This is a genomic window from Rhizobium metallidurans, assembly GCF_014196505.1.
Lineage (GTDB): Bacteria > Pseudomonadota > Alphaproteobacteria > Rhizobiales > Rhizobiaceae > Rhizobium > Rhizobium metallidurans.
In genome coordinates this window covers 57,683-76,732 of record NZ_JACIDW010000008.1, presented here as the reverse complement: position 1 = coordinate 76,732, position 19,050 = coordinate 57,683, and the positions used below count along the sequence as shown (strand labels likewise).

Annotated in this window: 20 protein-coding genes; 8 read left to right on the top strand and 12 right to left on the bottom strand. The window is 63.7% G+C overall.

Translation table 11 applies throughout. The features are described from left to right. Positions 1-1,389, bottom strand: coding sequence for a leucyl aminopeptidase family protein (locus tag GGQ67_RS13905; protein ID WP_183900750.1), 1,389 nt, complete (start codon positions 1,387-1,389; stop codon positions 1-3). A gap of 144 nt (positions 1,390-1,533) precedes the next feature. On the opposite strand from GGQ67_RS13905, the gene GGQ67_RS13900 reads away from it, so the two are divergent. Next, complete coding sequence (locus tag GGQ67_RS13900; RefSeq protein ID WP_183900749.1) at positions 1,534-2,364, top strand: tetratricopeptide repeat protein; 831 nt, start codon at positions 1,534-1,536, stop codon at positions 2,362-2,364. On the opposite strand, the gene GGQ67_RS13895 is transcribed toward GGQ67_RS13900, so the two are convergent. The 10 genes from GGQ67_RS13895 to GGQ67_RS13850 form a co-directional block, all read right to left on the bottom strand. After that, the gene (locus GGQ67_RS13895) at positions 2,361-2,993 is read right to left on the bottom strand and encodes a LysE family translocator (RefSeq protein WP_183900748.1); all 633 of its coding nucleotides are present in this window, start codon (positions 2,991-2,993) and stop codon (positions 2,361-2,363) included. The genes GGQ67_RS13900 and GGQ67_RS13895 overlap by 4 nt on opposite strands. A gap of 81 nt (positions 2,994-3,074) precedes the next feature. Further along, positions 3,075-4,061 carry a type II secretion system F family protein gene (locus GGQ67_RS13890; protein ID WP_183900747.1) on the bottom strand — a complete coding sequence of 329 codons (987 nt, stop codon included), beginning with the start codon at positions 4,059-4,061 and terminating at the stop codon, positions 3,075-3,077. 13 nt (positions 4,062-4,074) lie between these two features. Beyond that, positions 4,075-5,082: a type II secretion system F family protein gene (locus GGQ67_RS13885; protein WP_183900746.1), complete on the bottom strand. Its 1,008-nt coding sequence runs from the start codon at positions 5,080-5,082 to the stop codon at positions 4,075-4,077. A 4-nt stretch (positions 5,083-5,086) separates the two neighbouring features. Beyond that, the gene (locus tag GGQ67_RS13880; RefSeq protein ID WP_183900745.1) at positions 5,087-6,559 is read right to left on the bottom strand and encodes a TadA family conjugal transfer-associated ATPase; all 1,473 of its coding nucleotides are present in this window, start codon (positions 6,557-6,559) and stop codon (positions 5,087-5,089) included. A 22-nt stretch (positions 6,560-6,581) separates the two neighbouring features. Continuing rightward, positions 6,582-7,859: a CpaE/TadZ family protein gene (locus GGQ67_RS13875; RefSeq protein ID WP_183900744.1), complete on the bottom strand. Its 1,278-nt coding sequence runs from the start codon at positions 7,857-7,859 to the stop codon at positions 6,582-6,584. Between the two features lie 17 nt (positions 7,860-7,876). Next, the gene (locus GGQ67_RS13870; RefSeq protein ID WP_183900743.1) at positions 7,877-8,611 is read right to left on the bottom strand and encodes a CpaD family pilus assembly protein; all 735 of its coding nucleotides are present in this window, start codon (positions 8,609-8,611) and stop codon (positions 7,877-7,879) included. 17 nt (positions 8,612-8,628) lie between these two features. Next, a complete protein-coding gene (locus GGQ67_RS13865; protein WP_183900742.1) occupies positions 8,629-10,134 on the bottom strand; it encodes a type II and III secretion system protein family protein in 1,506 nt (501 codons plus the stop codon). Between the two features lie 11 nt (positions 10,135-10,145). Next, positions 10,146-10,958, bottom strand: a complete 813-nt coding sequence (cpaB, locus tag GGQ67_RS13860) for a Flp pilus assembly protein CpaB (RefSeq protein ID WP_183900741.1) — start codon at positions 10,956-10,958, stop codon at positions 10,146-10,148. Positions 10,959-11,068: 110 nt separating this feature from the next. Then, on the bottom strand, positions 11,069-11,581 hold the full coding sequence (locus GGQ67_RS13855; protein WP_183900740.1) for an A24 family peptidase: 513 nt from the start codon (positions 11,579-11,581) through the stop codon (positions 11,069-11,071). A 103-nt stretch (positions 11,582-11,684) separates the two neighbouring features. Then, a complete protein-coding gene (locus tag GGQ67_RS13850; RefSeq protein ID WP_183900739.1) occupies positions 11,685-11,864 on the bottom strand; it encodes a Flp family type IVb pilin in 180 nt (59 codons plus the stop codon). A gap of 401 nt (positions 11,865-12,265) precedes the next feature. On the opposite strand from GGQ67_RS13850, the gene GGQ67_RS13845 reads away from it, so the two are divergent. The 7 genes from GGQ67_RS13845 (at position 12,266) to GGQ67_RS13815 (ending at position 17,738) form a co-directional block, all read left to right on the top strand. Then, positions 12,266-12,694: a pilus assembly protein N-terminal domain-containing protein gene (locus GGQ67_RS13845; RefSeq protein ID WP_183900738.1), complete on the top strand. Its 429-nt coding sequence runs from the start codon at positions 12,266-12,268 to the stop codon at positions 12,692-12,694. A gap of 109 nt (positions 12,695-12,803) precedes the next feature. Next, positions 12,804-13,421, top strand: a complete 618-nt coding sequence (locus GGQ67_RS13840; RefSeq protein WP_183900737.1) for a TadE/TadG family type IV pilus assembly protein — start codon at positions 12,804-12,806, stop codon at positions 13,419-13,421. Next, complete coding sequence (locus GGQ67_RS13835) at positions 13,421-13,999, top strand: TadE/TadG family type IV pilus assembly protein (RefSeq protein ID WP_425503788.1); 579 nt, start codon at positions 13,421-13,423, stop codon at positions 13,997-13,999. The genes GGQ67_RS13840 and GGQ67_RS13835 overlap by 1 nt, the downstream gene beginning before the upstream one ends. Before the next feature lie 109 nt (positions 14,000-14,108). Further along, positions 14,109-15,329 carry a phosphopentomutase gene (locus GGQ67_RS13830; RefSeq protein ID WP_183900736.1) on the top strand — a complete coding sequence of 407 codons (1,221 nt, stop codon included), beginning with the start codon at positions 14,109-14,111 and terminating at the stop codon, positions 15,327-15,329. Beyond that, positions 15,326-16,294: an adenosine deaminase gene (locus GGQ67_RS13825; RefSeq protein ID WP_183900735.1), complete on the top strand. Its 969-nt coding sequence runs from the start codon at positions 15,326-15,328 to the stop codon at positions 16,292-16,294. Before GGQ67_RS13830 ends, GGQ67_RS13825 begins: the two co-directional genes overlap by 4 nt. 119 nt (positions 16,295-16,413) lie before the next feature. Further along, positions 16,414-17,043, top strand: a complete 630-nt coding sequence (upp, locus tag GGQ67_RS13820; RefSeq protein WP_183900734.1) for a uracil phosphoribosyltransferase — start codon at positions 16,414-16,416, stop codon at positions 17,041-17,043. Between the two features lie 161 nt (positions 17,044-17,204). Beyond that, on the top strand, positions 17,205-17,738 hold the full coding sequence (locus GGQ67_RS13815) for a TIGR02281 family clan AA aspartic protease (protein WP_183900733.1): 534 nt from the start codon (positions 17,205-17,207) through the stop codon (positions 17,736-17,738). A gap of 4 nt (positions 17,739-17,742) precedes the next feature. Here the strand turns inward: GGQ67_RS13815 and deoA are convergent, their stop codons facing one another. Beyond that, positions 17,743-19,050 (bottom strand): thymidine phosphorylase, encoded by a 1,308-nt coding sequence (deoA, locus tag GGQ67_RS13810; protein WP_183900732.1) that lies wholly within the window; start codon positions 19,048-19,050, stop codon positions 17,743-17,745.

Genomic DNA, 19,050 nt, shown 5'->3' with positions numbered 1-19,050 from the left:
TTAACGAACGCTCTCGCGGATGTGGTGGTAGAGCGCCCGGATCGCCTGCGCCTCGCCGCCGCCGGGCGAGTGCGGTCGCTCCGAAGGCGCCCAGCCGTAAATGTCGAAATGCGCCCAGCTCCTGGCATGGCTGACGAAGCGCTTGAGGAACAGCGCTGCCGTGATCGCGCCCGCCATTCCGCCTGATGGTGCATTGGTGATGTCGGCGAACTTGGCGCGGATGTCCTTTTCGTAGCCGGCATAAAGCGGCAACCGCCACAGCGGATCGTCGGTCTCGATGCTCGATTCCATCAGGTCGCCCGCCAGATCCGTATCGTCGGTGAAGAAGGGCGGCAGGTCGGGTCCGAGCGCCACGCGCGCCGCCCCGGTCAGCGTCGCCATGTCGATCATCAGGTCGGGCTCTTCCTCGTCGGCATAGGAGAGCGCGTCGGCCAGGATAAGCCGGCCCTCGGCGTCGGTGTTGTCGATCTGCACCGTCAGCCCCTTGCGGCTCTTGTAGATGTCGCCGGGGCGGAAGGCGTTGGACGAGATCGAGTTCTCGACCACGGGGATGACGACGCGCAGGTCGACCTTCAGCTTGGCGTCCATGATCATCAACGCCAGGCCCATCACGTTGGCCGCACCCCCCATGTCCTTCTTCATCAGAAGCATCGAGGCGGCGGGCTTGATGTCGAGGCCGCCGGTGTCGAAGCACACGCCCTTGCCGACGAGCGTGATCTTGCGATGGCCCTTCTTGCCCCAGCGCAGCTCCATCAGCCGCGGCGCGTCGGCGCTGGCGCGGCCGACCGTGTGCACCAGCGGGAAATTGTGCCTGAGGTCGTCGCCCGAGATCACCGAGATCTCGGCCTTGTAGTGCGCGGCAAGCCCCCGGAACGCCGCTTCCAGCTCGTTCGGGCCCATGTCGTTGGTGGGGGTGTTGATCAGGTCGCGGGCGAGGAACACGCCGGCCAGCTGCCGCTTGATATCGGCGGCATCGGCATCGCGCGGGATCATCAGCGTACCCGCCGGCTGCTTTTCGGATTTGTAGCGGTCGAAGCGGTAGCTCCCGAGGCCGAAGCCGAGCGCCAGCCGGTTGGCCGTCAGCGGCGCCGTCTCGATGTGCCAGTCGCCCGCCGGCAGCGCGCGCGCCAGCTTGCCGGTGATATAGGGCTGTTCCGAAGGGTTGGAGCCGAGACCGAACAGCGCCCCGCCGAGATGGCCATCCGATGTCGGGATCAGGAGCAGCGAGCCGCTCTCGGCCTTGTAGCCCGCCTTCTTCGCCCAATCGAGCGCGATCGGATCGATCGTCCCGGTTTCGATATGCGCCGGCGTGACGGCGAAGATCGGCAGGGTCTGGCCGCCCTTGGTGTTGAAGGGGGTCGGTCTTTCGATGAACTGGAACGGGGGCATTGTTTATCCTTAGGCATCGTCCGGGAATCGCATCTTAACGTTCCGTTAGGGTTAACAGACTATTGCTTGAGCGTAGATTGCGTCAAAACCTTTCCCTGTTCCGCTTTTAGGTCAGGCGCCGATTTCTGATTTCAGGAAACCGCCATGACTACTTTGGTCGATACCTCTTTGAAAACCCGTCTTTTCCAGTGCACGGCGACCGCGATGCTGGCCCTGATGCTGGCCGGCTGCAACACCACCAGGGACAAGATGACCACGGGCTCGATCCCGGTCGCGCTGAACAAGCCGGTCGAGACGATGAACGACCAGGAAGTGCGCTCCGCCACCGATCGCGTCGGCCAGGCCTATGAAAAGAACCCGCGCGATCCGGTCAACGGCGTCAACTACGCCAACCTCCTGCGCATGCAGGGCAGGGACGCCCAGGCGCTCGCCGTCATGCAGCAGGTGGCGATCGCCAATCCGCAGGATCGCAACGTGCTCGCCGCTTATGGCAAGGCGCAGGCTGCCGCCGGCCAATTGCAGCAGGCGCTCGACACAATCGGCCGCGCCCAGACGGCGGACCGCCCGGACTGGAAGCTCGTCTCCGCCGAAGGCGCCATTCTCGATCAGCTCGGCCGCTCGACGGAGGCCCGCCAGCGTTACCGCGACGCGCTCGACCTGCAGCCGGGCGAGCCGTCGATCCTGTCCAATCTCGGCATGTCCTACGTGCTGACCGGCGATCTCAAGAGCGCCGAAACCTATCTGCGCCAGGCGGCCGGCCAGCCGACGGCCGACAGCCGCGTGCGCCAGAATCTCGCGCTCGTCGTCGGTCTGCAGGGCCGCTTCCCCGAGGCAGAGCAGATCGCAAGGCGCGAGCTCTCGCCGCAACAGGCCGATGCCAACCTCGCCTATATCCGTTCGATGATGTCGCAACAGAATTCCTGGCAGAAGCTCGCGGCCAGGGATGCCGGGGCGGCCGCGGGAAGCACCAACTAGCGCCCGCTCAGGCCTGACACAACGAGCTGCAGGCCGAGCCCCGCCATCACGGCTCCGGCCGCGCGGTCGATCCACGTCTTCGCCGCCAGATAGATCAGGCGCGGGTGGCGGGCCGAGAATGCCAGCGCCACGATCGTGTACCATCCGGCCTCGACAAGAAAGACGCCGAGCGGGATCGCCACGAACAGTTCCAGCGGAATGGTCTTCGGCAAGAGCGCCGCGAAGATGCTGGCATAGACGACGATCGTCTTCGGATTGCTGACCTGTGTCAGGAACGCGGTCATGAAGCTGCGGCCGATGGCCCGGTTGGCTGCCGCCGTCTCGCCGATCACAAGCGGCTCGCCGGCGCCGCGCCAGATCCTGTAGGCGATATAGGCGAGATAAAGCCCGCCCATGATCTTCAGCGCCAGATAGAGCCATCCGAACTGCGACAGAAGCGCGGTCAGCCCCGCCAGCGCCAGGATGCTGAACAACACTCCGCCCAGCCCCATGCCGACAGCCGCGGCAAGCCCGTCGATGCGCGATCGCGACACGGCGATCCTGGAGACGAGCACGAAGCTCGGCCCGGGACTCATGGCGCCGATCGAAAGCGTTGCGAGAATGCTGAGAAGGACGCTGAGCGACGACATGGCGATGGTCCGTGGGTGGGGGTGACGTAGTCGAATGTCACACGGCCCCGCGCGGCGGTCCATCCCAAAAATCGGTGGCTCTTAGAAACGGTCGGCGACCTGGATGCCGGCCGGCCCGAGAATGACGGCGACCAGAACCGGCAAGAAGAACAGGATCATCGGCACGGTGAGCTTCGGCGGCAGCGCGGCGGCCTTCTTCTCCGCCTCGTTCATGCGCTCGTCACGGCCTTCCTGGGCAAGCACGCGCAGCGCCTGCGAAACCGGCGTGCCGTAGCGGTCGGCCTGCATCAGCGCCTGCACGACGGACTGCACGATCGGGATCTGCGTGCGCGTGCCGAGGTTTTCGAGCGCCACGCGGCGATCCGGCAGGAAGGAGAGCTCGGCCGTCGTCAGCACCATTTCTTCCGCGAGCGCCGGAGAAGCCTCGCCGAGCTCCTCGGAGACGCGGCGCATCGCGGCTTCGATCGAGATACCGGATTCCACGCAGATCAGCATCAGGTCCAGCGCGTCCGGCCAGGCGCGCTTGATCGAATGCTGCCGCTTCTTCATCTTGTTGGAGATGAAGATGTTCGGTGCGTAGAAGCCGACATAGGCGAAGCAGAGCGTCGCGAGGAAGCGGATCGGCGTCGGCTTGTCGACGAGGTTGTCGAGGCCGAACACCCAGAAGATCGCCAGCGCGAAGAAGCAGAAGGGCAGCAGGAAGCGCGCCACCAGGAACATGTTCAGCGCGTTTTCCGAGCGATAGCCAGCCGCGCGCAGCTTGTTCATCGTGTTTTCGTCGACCAGCGCCTCGCGCAGGTTGAAGCGCTCGACGATCTGGCGAACCGAGCGGTTGTTCTGCGTGCGCAGCGAGGCCTTGCTGCCGCTCGACTCGGCATTCATCCGCGCGCGTTCGCGGGCGCGCATCTGCTCGCGCTCCGTCGATACCGCCTTCATGCGCTGGTTGAGATCGCCGCGCTCGAAGAACGGGATGGCGAGCGTGTAAAGCGTTGCGAACACCGCCAGCGCCACCAGCACCGCGATCAGCATCGAGGGATCCGTCAGGGAACTCGCAAGATCGGACGACATCGCATTTCCTCTGTTAGATATCGAAATTGACCATGTTGCGCATGACGAAGATGCCGATCGACATCCAGACCGCCGAAACGCCCATGATCAGGTGACCGCGCGGGTCGGTGAAGAGGACCATCATGTACTGCGGCGACGTCAGGTAGACGAGCGTGGCGACGATGAACGGCAGCGCGCCGATGATGACGGCCGAAGCCTTTGCTTCCATCGAAAGCGCCTTCACCTTGGCCTTCATCTTCTTGCGCTCGCGCAGCACCTTCGAGAGGTTGCCGATCGCTTCCGACAGGTTGCCGCCCGCTTGCGATTGAATGGCGATGACGATCGAAAAGAAGTTCACTTCCTGCAGCGGCATGTGGTTGACCATGCGCGTGCAGGCATCGGGCACGCTGAGCCCCACCTGCTGGGATTCGACCACGCGCCGGAACTCGCCCTTGACGGGCTCCTTGCCCTCGTTGGCGATCAGCCGGATCGCGTCGTTCAGCGGAAGGCCGGATTTGATCGATCGCACGATGACGTCGAGCGCGTTCGGAAACTCCTCGAGGAACTTGTTCTGCCGGCGCTTGATGAGAAAGCCGAGGATCCAGCGCGGCAGGCCGAGACCGGCGACGATCGGCAGGCCGAGGACGACCATGGTGGGCGCGCCGAACAGGAATGCCGCGAACATCAGCACGAAGCCGAAAATGCCGCTGAACATGTAGAAACGGCCGGGCGTGATCGTGAGGCCCGCCTGCGTCAGGCGCGACTTCAGCGTCAGCTTCTTCTTGGCGTTTTCCTGCTGACGCTTCTCGAGGTCCTTGAGGTTGTCCTGCATCGACTTGCGACGCTTGGACATTTCCTGGACACGGTCGCGCGCGGCCTTGACGTTCTGCTTGTCGAGCTCGGCGGATGCCACGCGGCTGACCCGGCTCGCCGCCTTCTTCTCGGTTTCCATCCGTGAAAACAGCAGGCCGTAGCAGACCGCGCCGGCCGAAACGGCCACGAGCAGCACGATACCCAGCACCAGCGGATCGAAACCGAACATAATCTTAATCCTTCGACTTCTCTTCCATCTCGTCGAGCGCCGCGGCGAGCCGCTTCTCTTCGTTGTAGTAGCGGGCGCGATCCCAGAAGTTCGGCTTGCCGATACCGGTCGACTTGTGCCGGCCGATGATCTTTCCGGCCGCGTCCTCGCCCTCGATCTCGTAGCGCATCAGGTCCTGGGTGATGATCACGTCGCCTTCCATGCCGATCACCTCGGTGATCTGCGTGATGCGGCGCGAACCGTCGCGAAGGCGCGCGGCCTGGACGATGACGTCGACCGAGTTCGAGATGATCTCGCGAACGGTCTTGGCCGGCAGCGAATAGCCGCCCATGGCGATCATCGATTCGATACGGCTGAGGCACTCGCGCGGCGAGTTGGAGTGGATCGTGCCCATCGAACCGTCGTGGCCGGTGTTCATCGCCTGCAGGAGGTCGAAGACCTCGGGTCCGCGCACTTCGCCGACGATGATGCGTTCGGGGCGCATACGCAGGCAGTTCTTGACGAGATCGCGCATGGTGATCTCGCCTTCGCCTTCGATATTGGGCGGGCGGGTTTCGAGGCGCACCACATGCGGCTGCTGCAGCTGCAGTTCGGCCGTGTCCTCGCAGGTGATGACGCGCTCGTCGCGATCGATGTAGTTGGTGAGGCAGTTCAGAAGCGTCGTCTTGCCCGAGCCGGTACCGCCGGAGATGACGATGTTGCAGCGGACGCGGCCGATGATCTGCAACAGCGTCGCGCCCTCGGGCGTGATCGCCCCGAAGCGCACCAGCTGATCGAGCGTCAGCTTGTCCTTCTTGAACTTACGGATGGTGAGCGCCGGCCCGTCGATGGCGAGCGGCGGCGCGATGACGTTGACGCGCGAGCCGTCGGGCAGGCGGGCGTCGCAGATCGGGCTCGATTCGTCGACGCGGCGGCCGACCTGGCTGACGATGCGCTGGCAGATCGACAGGAGCTGGGCGTTGTCGCGGAACCGCACTTCCGATTCCAGCGTCTTGCCGCCGACTTCGATGAAGGTCTTGCCCGAGCCGTTGACCATGATGTCGGCGATGTCGTCGCGTGCCAGAAGCGGCTCCAGCGGACCATAGCCGAGAACGTCGTTGCAGATGTCGTCGAGCAGCTCTTCCTGCTCGGAGATCGACATCGCGAAGTTCTTGATCGTGATGATATCGTTGACGATATCGCGAATTTCCTCGCGCGCGCTTTCACCGTCGAGCTTGGCGAGCTGCGACAGGTCGATCGTGTCGATCAGCGCCGAGAAGACCTGCGCCTTGGTGTCGTAATATTCTTCGGTGCGGGCAGGGCGCTTGCGCTGCGGCGTCTGCATCGGCGGCGGCGCCACCTGCTGGCGGCTCTGCTCGCGCTGCGGCTCGACGAAGACGGCGGGCGCCGACGACGGGGAAGGCGCGGCAACGGGCGGCGGTGGCGCGATCGCGCCGCCCGCCTTGCCAGATCCTTCGTTTCCGCGTTTTCCGAACATTACTGGTTCCACTCCTGGTGGGCTATTTGCGCTTCAGGAGGCTGAGAAGACTGCTCTTCTTCGCCTTCTTGATCGCGATCCGCCCGGTAACGATGTGCGACAGCTGCGAGAAGGTCTCGGCCGTCGGCGATTTCGGGTCCATCTCCGAGATCATCCGGCCGCTGTTGGCCGCCGTTCCGAACAGGTTGCTGTCGAACGGGATGATGGCGACGGGCTCGCATTCCAGCGGCTCGCAGAAATCCGAAGGGCTGATCTCCGGACGCTTGGGCATGCCCACCTGGTTGAGAACGAGGTGAGGCGGCTTGTCGTTCGGTCGCATCTTGCGCAGCGCGTCGATCAGGTTCTTGGTGTTGCGCAGGTTGGCGAGATCGGGAGACGCGCAGATCACCACCTCGTCGGCCGCGCCCAGCACCGAGCGCGTCCATTCCGACCAGGTGTGCGGCACGTCGAGCACCGTCACCGGCGCGCTGCGCTGCAGCACATCCATGACCGGCTGGAAGGCGTGACCGTCGAAATCGTAGGCCCGGTCGAGGAGCGATGGCGCCGCCAGCAGCGACAGGTGCTCGGAGCACTTCGTCAGCAGGCGGTCGAGGAACATCTCGTCCAGGCGCTCCGGGGCATAGACCGCCTCGGCGATGCCCTGCGTCGGATCCTGGTCGAAGTCGATATTGGCGGTTCCGTAGGGCAGGTCGAGATCGGCGAGGATCGTTTCGGTCGAAAACAGGCGCGAGATGCCGAAGGCGCAGTTGTGGGCGATGGTGGAGGCGCCGACGCCGCCCTTGGCGCCGATGAAGGCGATGCTGCGCCCGAGCGGCTCGGCATCCGGATCGACGAAGATCGTCGCCATCGCCGTCATGATGTCGGGCATGCCGACGGGCTGGACGATATATTCGGAAATGCCGTTGCGGATCAGCTCGCGATAGAGCGCGATATCGTTGTGATAGCCGACGATGATGACCTTGGTCGACGGGTCGCAGACGGCGGCGAGCGGCGCCAGCTCGTTGAGCAGGCTCGCGCTGCTGGCCCGGGTCTCGAGAATGATCAGGTTCGGCGTCGGCGCGCTGGCGAACATGTTGGCCGCCGCCGCGATGCCGCCGCTGGTGATCCGCAGGCTGACCTTCGACAGGCGGCGGTCGCTGCCGCAGCGTTCCATCACCCGCTGCAGCTCCTCGCTTTCGCAGAAGGCGTGCACCGAGATGCGCGGAAGCGGGCGCATGTTTTCCAGCTCGCCCATGCGCACCGCCTCTTCGGCCTGCTGCAGGTCGGCTGTGTGCTTGATGTCGTATTCAACCGTGCTCATCGTCAATCCTGGCTTGATCAGAAGCTGTTGGCGGAACTGCCGCTCATTTCTTCGAGGTTCGATGTGCGTTCGCGATATTCCTTGATGGCGGCGTTGCGGCGCGTCGCGTCGATCGGGGTCATGCCGCGCGGCGCGACGAGATCCTCGGGATTGGCGATCTGTGCCGCGAGGTTGTTCTGTGTCGCGCAGCCGAAATTATAGTAGTTCTGGTTGCTGAAGTCGTTGATCATGTCCTTCGGCCACTGGCCGCACTGCGACGTCATCGCCGTCGTGCCGACGAAGGTGAGGCGGATCGGCGCCGCGTCCTTGGCCTCGATCGTCACATAGGAGCTGTTGACGATCTTCGAGGCGGCGATCCCGCGCGCGGCAAGCTCGGCGCGCACCTGGCCGCGCAGCTGCCGGGCGGCGTTCGAGTTCGGCGATCCCTCCGGCGTCAGCAGGTAGATCGGGCCGGTGGCGCGCGCGCTGTAGTTCTGCGCGAAGCCGCGGATCATGTCGCGCTGCGCTGTGTTGAGCCGGCGATCGGTCGAGGCGACGGGGATGTCCACCGATTGCTCGGCTTCCGTCACCACGATCGGGTGGCGCTGCCGGTAATCGTCGGGAATGCCGCCCGTCGTCAGGTCGTCGCGCGAGGCGCAACCGGAAAGCAGGGCGGTCGCGATGGACGCGGCGACGATCAGCGGTGTCGAAAAGCCGCGGTAACGGGAGCCGGTCTTGATCTGGGCCATCGGCGTGTCTCTGTGTTGTGCCATTGCTGATCCCGCTTCGCTCATTTGTAGATGAACCCGATTGAGCCGTGGAACTGGGTGTCCGCGACCGGCGTCTTGCCGCCGTAGACCTTGTTCACGCGGTTGAGGAAGAATGCGGCGCCATCGTTGGTCGGGCTGAAATTGTCGTCGGGACGGTTCAGCTGATTGCGGGCGACAGGACGCACGAGATAGGGCGTCGCGATGATGACGAGCTCGGTCTCTTCGCGCTGCACGGTGCGCTGGCGAAACAGCGTTCCCAGCAGCGGGATCTTGTTGGCGCCGGGCGTGCCGTTCGATGTCTGGGCGACGTTGTCGCGGATCAGGCCCGCCAGCGCGATCGAGCCGCCGGACGGAAGCTCGACGGAGGTCTCGGCCGAACGGCGCTGGTAGGTCGGTGCCGAACCGCTGACGGAAGGCGCCGGTTCCGACACGTTGGTCTTGATCTCCAGGCTGATGCGGCCCGAGGAGAGCACGACCGGCTTGAAGCCCAGGCTGATACCGTAATTGTAGGGTGTGACGGTGACGTTGCCGTCGTTGTCGGTCGTCGAATAGAGCACCTGACCGCCGGAGTTGAAGGTCGCCGCCTGGCCGGAAATCGCCGTCAGCGTCGGCTCGGCCAGGGTCTTGACGACCTTCGCCTGTTCCAGTGCGCTCAGATAGGTCGAGATGTCGTATTTGCCGATCGAGTTCTTGAACAGCGCCGCCAGTCCGCCGCCGAGCGTCGAGGTCGCGGCGCTGGAGTTGGGTGCGCCAAGCTGCGCGACGGTCATGCCGCTGGAATTGGAAACCAGATTGTCGAAGCCGATCTGCTTCAGGATTTCGCGGCGAACCTCGGCGATGGTCACCTTCAGCGTGACCTGGTCCTCGCCTTCGATCTGCAGCAGGTTGATCACCTGCGACTGCTGGCGGTTTTCCGCGAACAACGCCACCGATCCGTCGCCGCCGCCCTGGCTGCTGGCCGTTTCGGTGCGCGTCGTCGCCTCGCCGCCCTTCAGGAAGACGCCGGCGAGATCGGCGGCCTGCGCCGCATCCTGCGGCGTGCGCACCGTGCCTGTCAGCACGATGTTGTCGGAGACGATCTCGACGTTGATGTTGGAATCGGGAATGAAGCGGCGCAGGTTGTTCTGCAATCCGCTGACGTCGCGTTCGATCGCGATGTCGAGGCTGACGATCTGCTGGCCGTCGGCGCCGAAGATGAAGATGTTGGTCTGCCCGACCGTCTTGCCGAACAGATAGATGCGCCGCGAGGAGCGCGTCACCGCGTCGGCCATGCTCGGATCGGAAACGAGGATATCGCTCGCATCGACCGGGAGATCGATCACGATCGCCTTCTTCAGGCCGAGCTTGAGGCTGCGATGCGCGCCCTGGCCCGTCTGGGTGATGCTCACCATGCCGTCGGAAGCGGCCTGCGCCGCGCCGACACCGATGACGGGATCGAGAAAGCCCGGCGCGACGCCGGTGAAGCCGATCGTCAGCGACAGGCAGCCTGCCATCAGATGTTTCATGCGCCGTGTTGAGTTGCCCATGTCCGTCTCCTCTACTCGGCTTTCTGAGGCGCGCTGTCGTTGACGATGGCGCCTGACTTGATGACCTGAACGATGGAGCTGCCATTGTCGCCGCTGAGCAGATAGTCCGCGGCCTTGGTATCCGGCTCGCGGGCGTCGGCGACCGAGCGCAGCGCCAGCGAAAGCCGATCCGCCATCTGCTGCGCGACGGCGAGCACCTTGGTCTGGTCGGGGGTCAGTTCCAGCGTCGCGGTCGTGCCGACAACAGCCTTGGAGCCGTCGTCCTTCTCCTGAACCTGCTGGTCGATCGCCAGCACCCGCACATTGTTCAGCACCGTTTCGGTCAGATACTTGTCGCCGTTCTTTTCCTTGCGGACCATGATCACGTCGACGCGGTCGTTCGGCAGGATGAAGCCGCCGGCGCCGGTCGCGACCGAGATTTCGGTTGCGACGGCGCGCTTGCCCGAAGGCAGCAGCGACGACATGATGCGGCTGTTGGAATCGGCGATCTTTTCCGCCCGGATCGGCTCGCCCTCGAAGATCGGCATGCGCACGACGGCGCCCTGCAATTCCTTGATCGCGTCGGGCTTGTCCGTTTCCGTGATGAAGCCCTGCACCACCCCGCCCTGCGGCCAGGCCATCCAGCGCGCGGACTTGTCGTCGAGCCGCGCGCCAACGGGAAGATTGGCGCTGGAGACGAGCACGTTGACGGTTGGTTCCTTCTCGACCACCTGCTGGACCTGGGTCACGACCGATCCGCGACCGGCAAGGCTCATCGCCAGAACGCCGGCCAGACCGGCGGCGACGACGGCCACTCCAAGGATCAAAATGCGGGCGGGTTTCATCAGGCGTTCCCCAGGGAATCGAAATATTCGTTCCGGAGAATTGGCTCCAATTGGTGTAATTATAGTTAACGAAAGACTTCGATCTTAGGTTAACGAGCGCTTAAGCGCCTTTACTTCAGGCCTTGCAGCGCGGTCATGAACAGCGGCGAGGACGGAAATGCCAGAAAACCGCCGATCGCGATGGCGATGCCGTAGGGGATCTTCTTGGCCATGAGAATGGAGTTCGGAACCGGCAGACCGATCGCGAGAATCGTGTCGGCCTGCATCCGGATCATCACGATGATCAAGGTTATCAAGCCACCGAAGATGCCGACATAGCCCAGAAACTCGACAATGGCCGGGTTGAGGCCGAACCAGAGTGCGGATGCCGTCAGGAGTTTGGCGTCGCCGCCGCCCATCGTATTGGTGGCGAAAAGGATGAAGCAGACGACGAAGACGGCCAGCGCGCCGGCGGCATGGCTGCCGACCTGGGCAAGCGGCATGCCGGTCAAAAGCGCGATGGCGAAGAAAGACGCGATGAGGATGATGGAGATCCTGTTCGGGATCGTCATCGTGAACAGATCGGAAAATGCCGCGACTGCGAGGCACAGCGGGAATATCACAAAGACGGAAGCTGCGATCATTCTGCTATCGATCCTTAAGACAAAAGGCCCACTGTTTCAGTGAGCCCATGTTTAGCGCCAGACCTGTTAAGGTCTGGCGTATATCGTGTCGCCGAAGGCGATATCAGTTCGGCGTCTTGTTGGCGATCGTGTTGCCCAGGTTGCTGAACATGGTGTTCAGTTTGCCGCCGAGCGTGGAGGCGCCGGTGATGAGCGCTACGGAAATGAGCGCTGCGATCAGGCCGTATTCAATTGCGGTCGCGCCGGATTCGTCTTTCAGAAAACGGCTTACAAGCTTGGTCATGATAACTCCTAACTCCAGTTGATGTTCAGCACGTCCGCCAACTGTTCGCCGTTGATCGGATGAGCACAACCTAACGTACCGCTCTTTCGATCGGCTTAAAAAAATGGGTTACTAATGTGTTAACGGGAAGCAGTCGGCCGCCATGGTAAGTAACTGTTTCAGTAGTTCCGTAGAAATTTAAATATCATGCGGAAGTCACTACTGAATAAGGGATTTCTGATTGCCCGGCGCCATGATTCATTGCCTCGCCGGCCATGCGGGAAGCCGATTGTATCGTTCCGGTACCGATGACGCGGCGTTAACGTCTCGTTATGGGCGGGATCGCTCTCCCATTAAGGTTTCGTGCACCATTTTTTTCTATGCTTCCGGTAAGTTAGCGTCGTGATCGTGAGAGAATCCAGATGTCATCGAGCGGCATAAGGCCAGTCCTTGCCAGTGTTCTTGCTGCCGCCGCGGCTTGCGCAACTGTCTTCGCCCCGGCCTTCGCCCAACAGCAACAGATGCTCAGGGTCTATATGGATCAGGCGCGCGTGTTGAAGCTCGATCGCCCCGTCAGCAAGGTCATCGTCGGCAACGCCAAGGTGGCGGATGCGACAGTCGCCGACGCCAAGACCATCGTGCTCACCGGCCGCAGCTTCGGCAGCACCAATCTCGTCCTGCTGGATGCCGACGGCAACGCCATCCTCGATCAGAGCATCCTCGTATCCATCGACGAAGCCAACACCGTGCGCGTGTTCCGCCAGACGGAGCGTACGGTTTTGTCCTGCACGCCCAATTGCGAACAGCATAGCGCCACCACGGCCGCTGGCGCAGCCGCCGCGGCACCCTGAGCAAAACGGGGCTCTTTTACTTGTTGTTAAATTTCTGAACCGGCTTGAAACGGAAAATCAACGTTCGGCACTTAGAAGTGCATGATCGAAGCTGTGTCGGATGCAGGCCATGACGGAATTGGATCAAACAGCGGAACGGACGGATCGGCGCCAATGCAGGCGGTGGTGGTCCATTGCCGCTTTCACGCGCTCGCGTGACGGCGCCGCGGCCATCGAATTCGCGCTTCTCGCCATTCCCTATTTCATGGTCGTCTTCGCGATCATCGAGACCTTCATCGCCTTTGCCGGTCAAGAACTCGTGTCCAACGCCGTCGACACACTGAGCCGCAAGATCCGCACGGGCCAGATAACGGCCGCCAATACGGATCGCACCGCGTTTCGCACCGCCTTCTGCAAGGAGATCTCGATCCTGATCACCTGCTCGACGACGGAGGCGGCAACGCCGAGCAAGCTTTTCGTCGATGTCCGGAACTTCTCGACCTTCGGGGCCATCCCGACGACGATCCCGAAGAAGACGACCGCCGCCTATTCGGACCTCGACAGCTCCGCGCTCCAATACGCGCCGGGCGGTGCCGGTACCATCAACATGGTCCGGGCCTATTATAAGTGGCAGGTGATCGGTGACCTCATCCGCCCCTACATTTCCAATGTCAGGCCATCCGACGGCTCCTCGGCCTACTTCCTGATTGTCGCGACCGCCGCGTTCCAGAACGAGCAGTACCCGTGATGATGATCCGCAACGCAATCGTCAGGCTACGGGCCGTGTCTCGCCGCTTCGCCGGCGACCGCGATGGCATGGGCGCGATCGAGTTCGCCATTCTCTTTCCGATCCTCGTGATGCTCTATGTCGGCGCATTCGAGATCACCATGGGTCTCAGCGTCAGCAAGCGCGCCTCGCGCGCCGCCGCCACGGTGGCGGACATCGTCACCCAGCAGCAGAGCGTGACGAAATCCTGGCTTGCCGACATGCCCAATGCAGCAGCGGCGATCTTCGTCCCCTACAATGCCGGCACCACGATGAGCTTGAAGATCACCGGCATCCAGATCGACGCCGCCGCCAACCCGACCGTCAAGTGGTCCTGGGCGCAGGACAACAGCCGTCCCTACACGGCCAATTCGGCGGTCACGGTTCCGGCGGATCTGAAGAAAGCCAACAGCTTTCTCGTACGCTCGGAACTGTCCATACCCTATAAGCTGTTTCTCTTCGCGCCCAATCTCATGCCGAACAACAGCACCCTCACCATCAGCCGCACCTATTATTACCGGCAGCGTCAGGGCGACAACGTCCTGTGCAGCGATTGCTGAGCCGGTCCCGTTCGCGCCCGCGCATTTGCCATACTCTCGTCTCCGTTATAAGGCTTGTGGCCCGGCGGCCGGCAATCCGGCGCGCCAGCTTTTGAGTGTCGGGTGAAACATGCCGCGTGCCTTTCTATTCGTGATGGATTCCTTCGGCGTGGGTGGCGCGCCCGATGCGGCCGCCTATGGCGACGAAGGGGCGGATACGCTCGGCCATATCGCCGAATTCTGCGCCGCCGGCCTCGGCGATCGCGAGGGCCTGCGTTCGGGGCCGCTGCGGCTGCCGAACCTTTCGGCTCTCGGCCTCCTGCACCTCGCCAAGGCGGCATCCGGCAAGATCCCGGTGGGCATGCCGATGGCCGAGAAAGTCTATGCCAGCTTCGGCGCGGCCAGCGAGGTCTCGCGCGGCAAGGATACGCCCTCCGGCCATTGGGAAATATCAGGCACGCCCGTCACATTCGACTGGGGCTATTTCCCGACCGAGGGTGATGCCTTTACCCCCGAGCTGATCGAGGCGCTGTGCAACGCCGCTGAGGTTCCGGGCATCCTCGGCAATTGCCATGCCTCCGGCACCGACATCATCGCCCGCCACGGCGAGGAACACATCCGCACCGGCAAGCCGATCTGCTACACCTCGTCGGACTCCGTCTTCCAGGTCGCCGCCCACGAGAAGCATTTCGGCCTCGAGCGGCTGATGACCTTCTGCGCCATCGCCCGCGCCCTTCTCGACCGGCACAATATCGGCCGCGTCATCGCCCGCCCCTTTGTCGGCGAAGCCAAGGCGAGCTTCGAGCGCACCGGCAATCGCCGCGATTTCTCCGTGCCACCGCCGGAACCGACACTGCTCGACAGATTGGTGAAGGAAGGCCGCACCGTCCATGCCGTCGGCAAGATCGGCGATATCTTCGCGCACCAGGGCGTCTCGCGCGTCATCAAGGCAAACGGCAACGCGGCGCTGATGGATGCGACGCTCGACGCCATGGATGTCGCCGAGGATGGCGACCTCGTCTTCACCAATTTCGTCGATTTCGACATGCTCTATGGCCACCGCCGCGACGTTCCGGGTTATGCGGCAGCGCTCGAGGCCTTCGACGCGCGCCTGTCTGAGGTCGGCGGCAAGCTGAAGCCCGGCGATCTCGTCATCATCACCGCCGACCACGGCTGCGACCCGACCTGGCGCGGCACCGATCACACCCGCGAGCGGGTTCCCATCATCGCCTACGGCCCCGGCCACCGCCCGCGCAATCTGGGCATTCGCACCAGCTACGCCGATATCGGCGAGACCATCGCCCAGCATCTGCGCATCCCCGCCGGCCCGCACGGGAGGAGCTTCCTATGACCGCGCATCTGAAGAAGGTCGAGCTGCACTGTCATCTCGAGGGTGCCGCCCCGCCGGCGCTGACATTGGCGCAGGCCCGCAAGTACAATATCGATATCAGCGCCTATCTAAAGGACGGCGCCTATGTCTGGCATGATTTCGCGAGCTTCCTCGAATGCTACGACAAGATCTCCGAGGTCTACAAGACCGACGAGGACTATGCGTTGCTCACGGAAACCTATCTGGCCGAACTCGCCGGTATAGGCACGATCTATAGCGAGCTCATCGTCTCGCCCGATCACGGCAAGCGTATCGGCCTCGGCGCCGATGCTTATATCGAAGGCGTGTGCGAGGGCATCCGCCGCGCCAGGGCGGCGTCTGGCATCGAGGCGAGGCTGATCGTCACCGGCGAGCGCCACTTCGGCCCCGCGAGCGTCATCGGCGCCGCCGAATACGCCGCGAGCGCCCGCAATCCTCTGATCACCGGCTTCAACCTCGCGGGCGAGGAGCGCATGGGCCGCGTGGCGGACTATGCGCGTGCCTTCGACATCGCCCGCGATGCCGGCCTCGGCCTCACCATCCACGCCGGAGAGGTCTGCGGCGCCTTCAGCGTCGCCGATGCGCTGGATGCCGTTCGCCCGGCCCGCATCGGCCATGGCGTGCGCGCCATCGAGGATGCGGACCTCGTCAGGCGGCTGGCCGATCTGGGCACGGTGCTGGAGGTCTGCCCGGGCTCGAACATCGCGCTCGAGGTCTTCCCGGATTTCCAGTCGCACCCGCTGCGGGCGCTGAAGGAGGCCGGCGTGCGCGTCACCATCAGTTCCGACGATCCGCCCTTCTTCCACACCTCGCTCGAGCGGGAATACGAGCTCGCTTCCTCCGTCTTCGGTTTCAGCGATGCCGAGATCGACGCGATCACCCGCACCGGCATCGAGGCCGCCTTCGTCGACGAGGCCACGCGCAGCGAGCTTCTGGCCAGGCTCTGATCCGTCCCGATCCGGGTCAGATTGGGGATCGCCGTCGCAATTTGCCCGCCGCTCTTGCGGCGGAGACGAATTCCGTGGAAGAAACATGCTATAAGAACAGCTAAGGAAAGGGCTCGGCCATGGACGGCGTAACGGTCATCGATCATCCGCTCGTGCAGCACAAACTCACCATCATGCGGCGCAAGGAAACCTCGACGGGCAGCTTCCGCCGCCTGTTGCGCGAGATTTCCACGCTCCTGTGTTACGAGGTGACGCGCGATCTCGAGCTGACGATGGAAACCATCGAAACGCCGATGCAGACGATGCAGTCGCCGATCCTCGAAGGCAAGAAGCTGGTTTTCGTGTCGATCCTGCGCGCCGGCAACGGCCTGCTCGAAGGCATGCTGGAGCTGGTTCCCTCCGCCCGCGTCTCGCATATCGGCATGTACCGCGATCACGACACGCTGCAGCCGGTGGAATACTACTTCAAGGCGCCGGAAGCGCTCGACGAGCGCCTGATGATCGTCGTCGATCCGATGCTCGCCACCGGCAATTCCTCGATCGCCGCCATTCACAAGCTGAAGGAACGCGGCGCGACCAACATCCGCTTCCTCTGCCTGCTGGCCGCCCCCGAGGGCATCAGCAACTTCAAGGAAGCCCACCCGGATGTGAAGATCTACACGGCCTCGATCGACAGCCATCTCAACGAGAAGGGCTATATCATGCCCGGCCTCGGCGATGCCGGCGACCGCATGTACGGCACCAAGTAATTAACGATCCGTTTACCATTCGAAATGTTACATGGGGCCTGGACTATGTTTCCAGGCCTTATCTCCTTCCGTCATTAGCAACTTTTCAGCAATTGTGGCTTAGCTGCTAAAGATACGGCCGCGCATGATGCACGGTTTATACAGGAAGGATTTCTGTTTCCATGCTCGTGCGTACAGTCATATTCGCAAGCATCGCCGCGGTGCTTGCCACACAGGCCCCTTCCTTCCTCGGAAGCGCGCCCGCGCGGCCGGAAGGCCCGGTCTCTGCCAATTTCATCTCCGGTGCCGTCGATGCCACGCCCGCCACCGCCGTAGCGGGCAATGGCGGCGGCATCCGCCTCAAGGCCAATGATCAAGGCCACTACACCGGCGACTTCCGCATCAATGGCAAATCTGTCTCCGGCATGATCGACACCGGCGCGACCTATGTCGCGCTGAACGAGACCATGGCCCGCCGTCTCGGCTACACCGCCAACCAGCTCGATTTCCGCTATTCGGTCAACACCGCCAATGGCCAGACCAAGGCGTCGCACATCATCCTCGACCGCGTCGAGATTGGCGGCATAAGGGTGCGCGACGTCGAGGCTTTCGTCCTCAAGGACGAGGCGCTGTCCTCGACGCTGGTCGGCATGAGCTTCCTGAAGAAGCTCGCCTCCTATTCGGTGGCCGATGGCTCGCTCAGCCTGAAGCAGTAGGCGATCAGAAACGCGATGAAATGACGGGTGGCAGCGTCGGTGCGCTGTCGTCGATCGTGTAGTTCGCCTGAAGCGACGCGGCGGCTGTGTCCGCCGCACTTTCGCTTGCGGCATGCACGAAGGCGATCGGATCGCCGCGCTCGACACGCGTGCCCAGCGCCACGATATCGCTGAACCCGACCCGGTGGTCGATCCGGTCATCGGGATGCCGCCGCCCGCCGCCGAGATCGATCAGGTTCATCCCGATGTCCCGGCTGTCGCAGGCCGCGAGCCAGCCGCCGCGGATCGCGGTCACTGGCCGGATGACCGGGGCGGTCGGCAGATGGCTGTCCGGCTTCTCGATGAGGTCGGCGGGGCCACCCAGCATATGCGCCATGCGCCCGAATATCTCCGCCGCCTTGCCCGATGACAGCGCCTCGGCCGCCCGCGCCTCGCCGTCTTCACGCGAGGCCGCGACACGCGACTGGACGAGCATCTCGGCGGCAAACGCAATCACCACCTGTTCCAGCCGTGTGCCGCTCTTCTCGCCCTTAAGGAACGCCAGCGCGTTGCGGATCTCCAGCGCGTTGCCCACGGCATCCGCCAGCGGCTGGTTCATGTCGGTGATGACCGCCGAGGTCTTCAGCCCGGCACCATTGGCCACCTCGACCAGCGATCGCGCCAGCTGCTCGGCTTCGTCGGACGAGGCCATGAAGGCGCCGTTGCCGACCTTCACGTCGAGCACCAGCGTCTCCAACCCGGCCGCCAGCTTCTTCGACAGGATCGATGCGGTGATCAGCGGAATGGAATCCACCGTCGCCGTGACGTCGCGCACCGCGTAGAGCCTGCCGTCGGCCGGCGCCAGCGCCGCCGTCTGGCCGGTGATGGCGCAGCCGGCCTCGCGCACCACCTTGCGGAACAGCGCGGCGTCGGGGGTAACCGTATAGCCTGGTATGGATTCCAGCTTGTCGAGCGTCCCGCCGGTATGGCCGAGCCCTCGTCCCGAGATCATCGGCACCGCCAGCCCGCAGGCCGAAGCGATCGGCGCCAGCATCAGCGAGACGTTGTCGCCGACGCCGCCGGTCGAATGCTTGTCGGCGATCGGCCGGTCCAGATCGCTCCAGTCGAGCATATCGCCGGAGCGGGCCATCGCCATGGTCAGCGAAACGGTCTCCTCGCGGCGCATCCCCTTGAACCATACCGCCATGGCGAAGGCGCCGATCTGCCCCTCGGAGAGCTTGCCCGCCGCGAGCGCCGCGATGAACGCCTGGATATCGTCGTCGGACAGCACCGCGCCGTCGCGCTTGCGGCGGATGATCTCCTGCGGGATCAT

What these genes read in the sequence shown, in the direction of transcription:
- GGQ67_RS13830 (WP_183900736.1), top strand. Translation starts at nt 14,109, where the DNA reads ATGCCGCGTGCCTTTCTATTCGTGATGGATTCCTTCGGCGTGGGTGGC.
- GGQ67_RS13845 (WP_183900738.1), top strand. Translation starts at nt 12,266, where the DNA reads ATGTCATCGAGCGGCATAAGGCCAGTCCTTGCCAGTGTTCTTGCTGCC.
- GGQ67_RS13875 (WP_183900744.1), bottom strand. Translation starts at nt 7,859, where the DNA reads ATGAGCACGGTTGAATACGACATCAAGCACACAGCCGACCTGCAGCAG.
- upp (WP_183900734.1), top strand. Translation starts at nt 16,414, where the DNA reads ATGGACGGCGTAACGGTCATCGATCATCCGCTCGTGCAGCACAAACTC.
- GGQ67_RS13825 (WP_183900735.1), top strand. Translation starts at nt 15,326, where the DNA reads ATGACCGCGCATCTGAAGAAGGTCGAGCTGCACTGTCATCTCGAGGGT.
- cpaB (WP_183900741.1), bottom strand. Translation starts at nt 10,958, where the DNA reads ATGAAACCCGCCCGCATTTTGATCCTTGGAGTGGCCGTCGTCGCCGCC.
- GGQ67_RS13890 (WP_183900747.1), bottom strand. Translation starts at nt 4,061, where the DNA reads ATGTCGTCCGATCTTGCGAGTTCCCTGACGGATCCCTCGATGCTGATC.
- GGQ67_RS13815 (WP_183900733.1), top strand. Translation starts at nt 17,205, where the DNA reads ATGCTCGTGCGTACAGTCATATTCGCAAGCATCGCCGCGGTGCTTGCC.
- deoA (WP_183900732.1), bottom strand. Translation starts at nt 19,050, where the DNA reads ATGATCCCGCAGGAGATCATCCGCCGCAAGCGCGACGGCGCGGTGCTG.
- GGQ67_RS13880 (WP_183900745.1), bottom strand. Translation starts at nt 6,559, where the DNA reads ATGTTCGGAAAACGCGGAAACGAAGGATCTGGCAAGGCGGGCGGCGCG.
- GGQ67_RS13835 (WP_425503788.1), top strand. Translation starts at nt 13,421, where the DNA reads ATGATGATCCGCAACGCAATCGTCAGGCTACGGGCCGTGTCTCGCCGC.
- GGQ67_RS13870 (WP_183900743.1), bottom strand. Translation starts at nt 8,611, where the DNA reads ATGGCACAACACAGAGACACGCCGATGGCCCAGATCAAGACCGGCTCC.
- GGQ67_RS13900 (WP_183900749.1), top strand. Translation starts at nt 1,534, where the DNA reads ATGACTACTTTGGTCGATACCTCTTTGAAAACCCGTCTTTTCCAGTGC.
- GGQ67_RS13885 (WP_183900746.1), bottom strand. Translation starts at nt 5,082, where the DNA reads ATGTTCGGTTTCGATCCGCTGGTGCTGGGTATCGTGCTGCTCGTGGCC.
- GGQ67_RS13895 (WP_183900748.1), bottom strand. Translation starts at nt 2,993, where the DNA reads ATGTCGTCGCTCAGCGTCCTTCTCAGCATTCTCGCAACGCTTTCGATC.
- GGQ67_RS13905 (WP_183900750.1), bottom strand. Translation starts at nt 1,389, where the DNA reads ATGCCCCCGTTCCAGTTCATCGAAAGACCGACCCCCTTCAACACCAAG.
- GGQ67_RS13855 (WP_183900740.1), bottom strand. Translation starts at nt 11,581, where the DNA reads ATGATCGCAGCTTCCGTCTTTGTGATATTCCCGCTGTGCCTCGCAGTC.
- GGQ67_RS13865 (WP_183900742.1), bottom strand. Translation starts at nt 10,134, where the DNA reads ATGGGCAACTCAACACGGCGCATGAAACATCTGATGGCAGGCTGCCTG.
- GGQ67_RS13840 (WP_183900737.1), top strand. Translation starts at nt 12,804, where the DNA reads ATGACGGAATTGGATCAAACAGCGGAACGGACGGATCGGCGCCAATGC.
- GGQ67_RS13850 (WP_183900739.1), bottom strand. Translation starts at nt 11,864, where the DNA reads ATGACCAAGCTTGTAAGCCGTTTTCTGAAAGACGAATCCGGCGCGACC.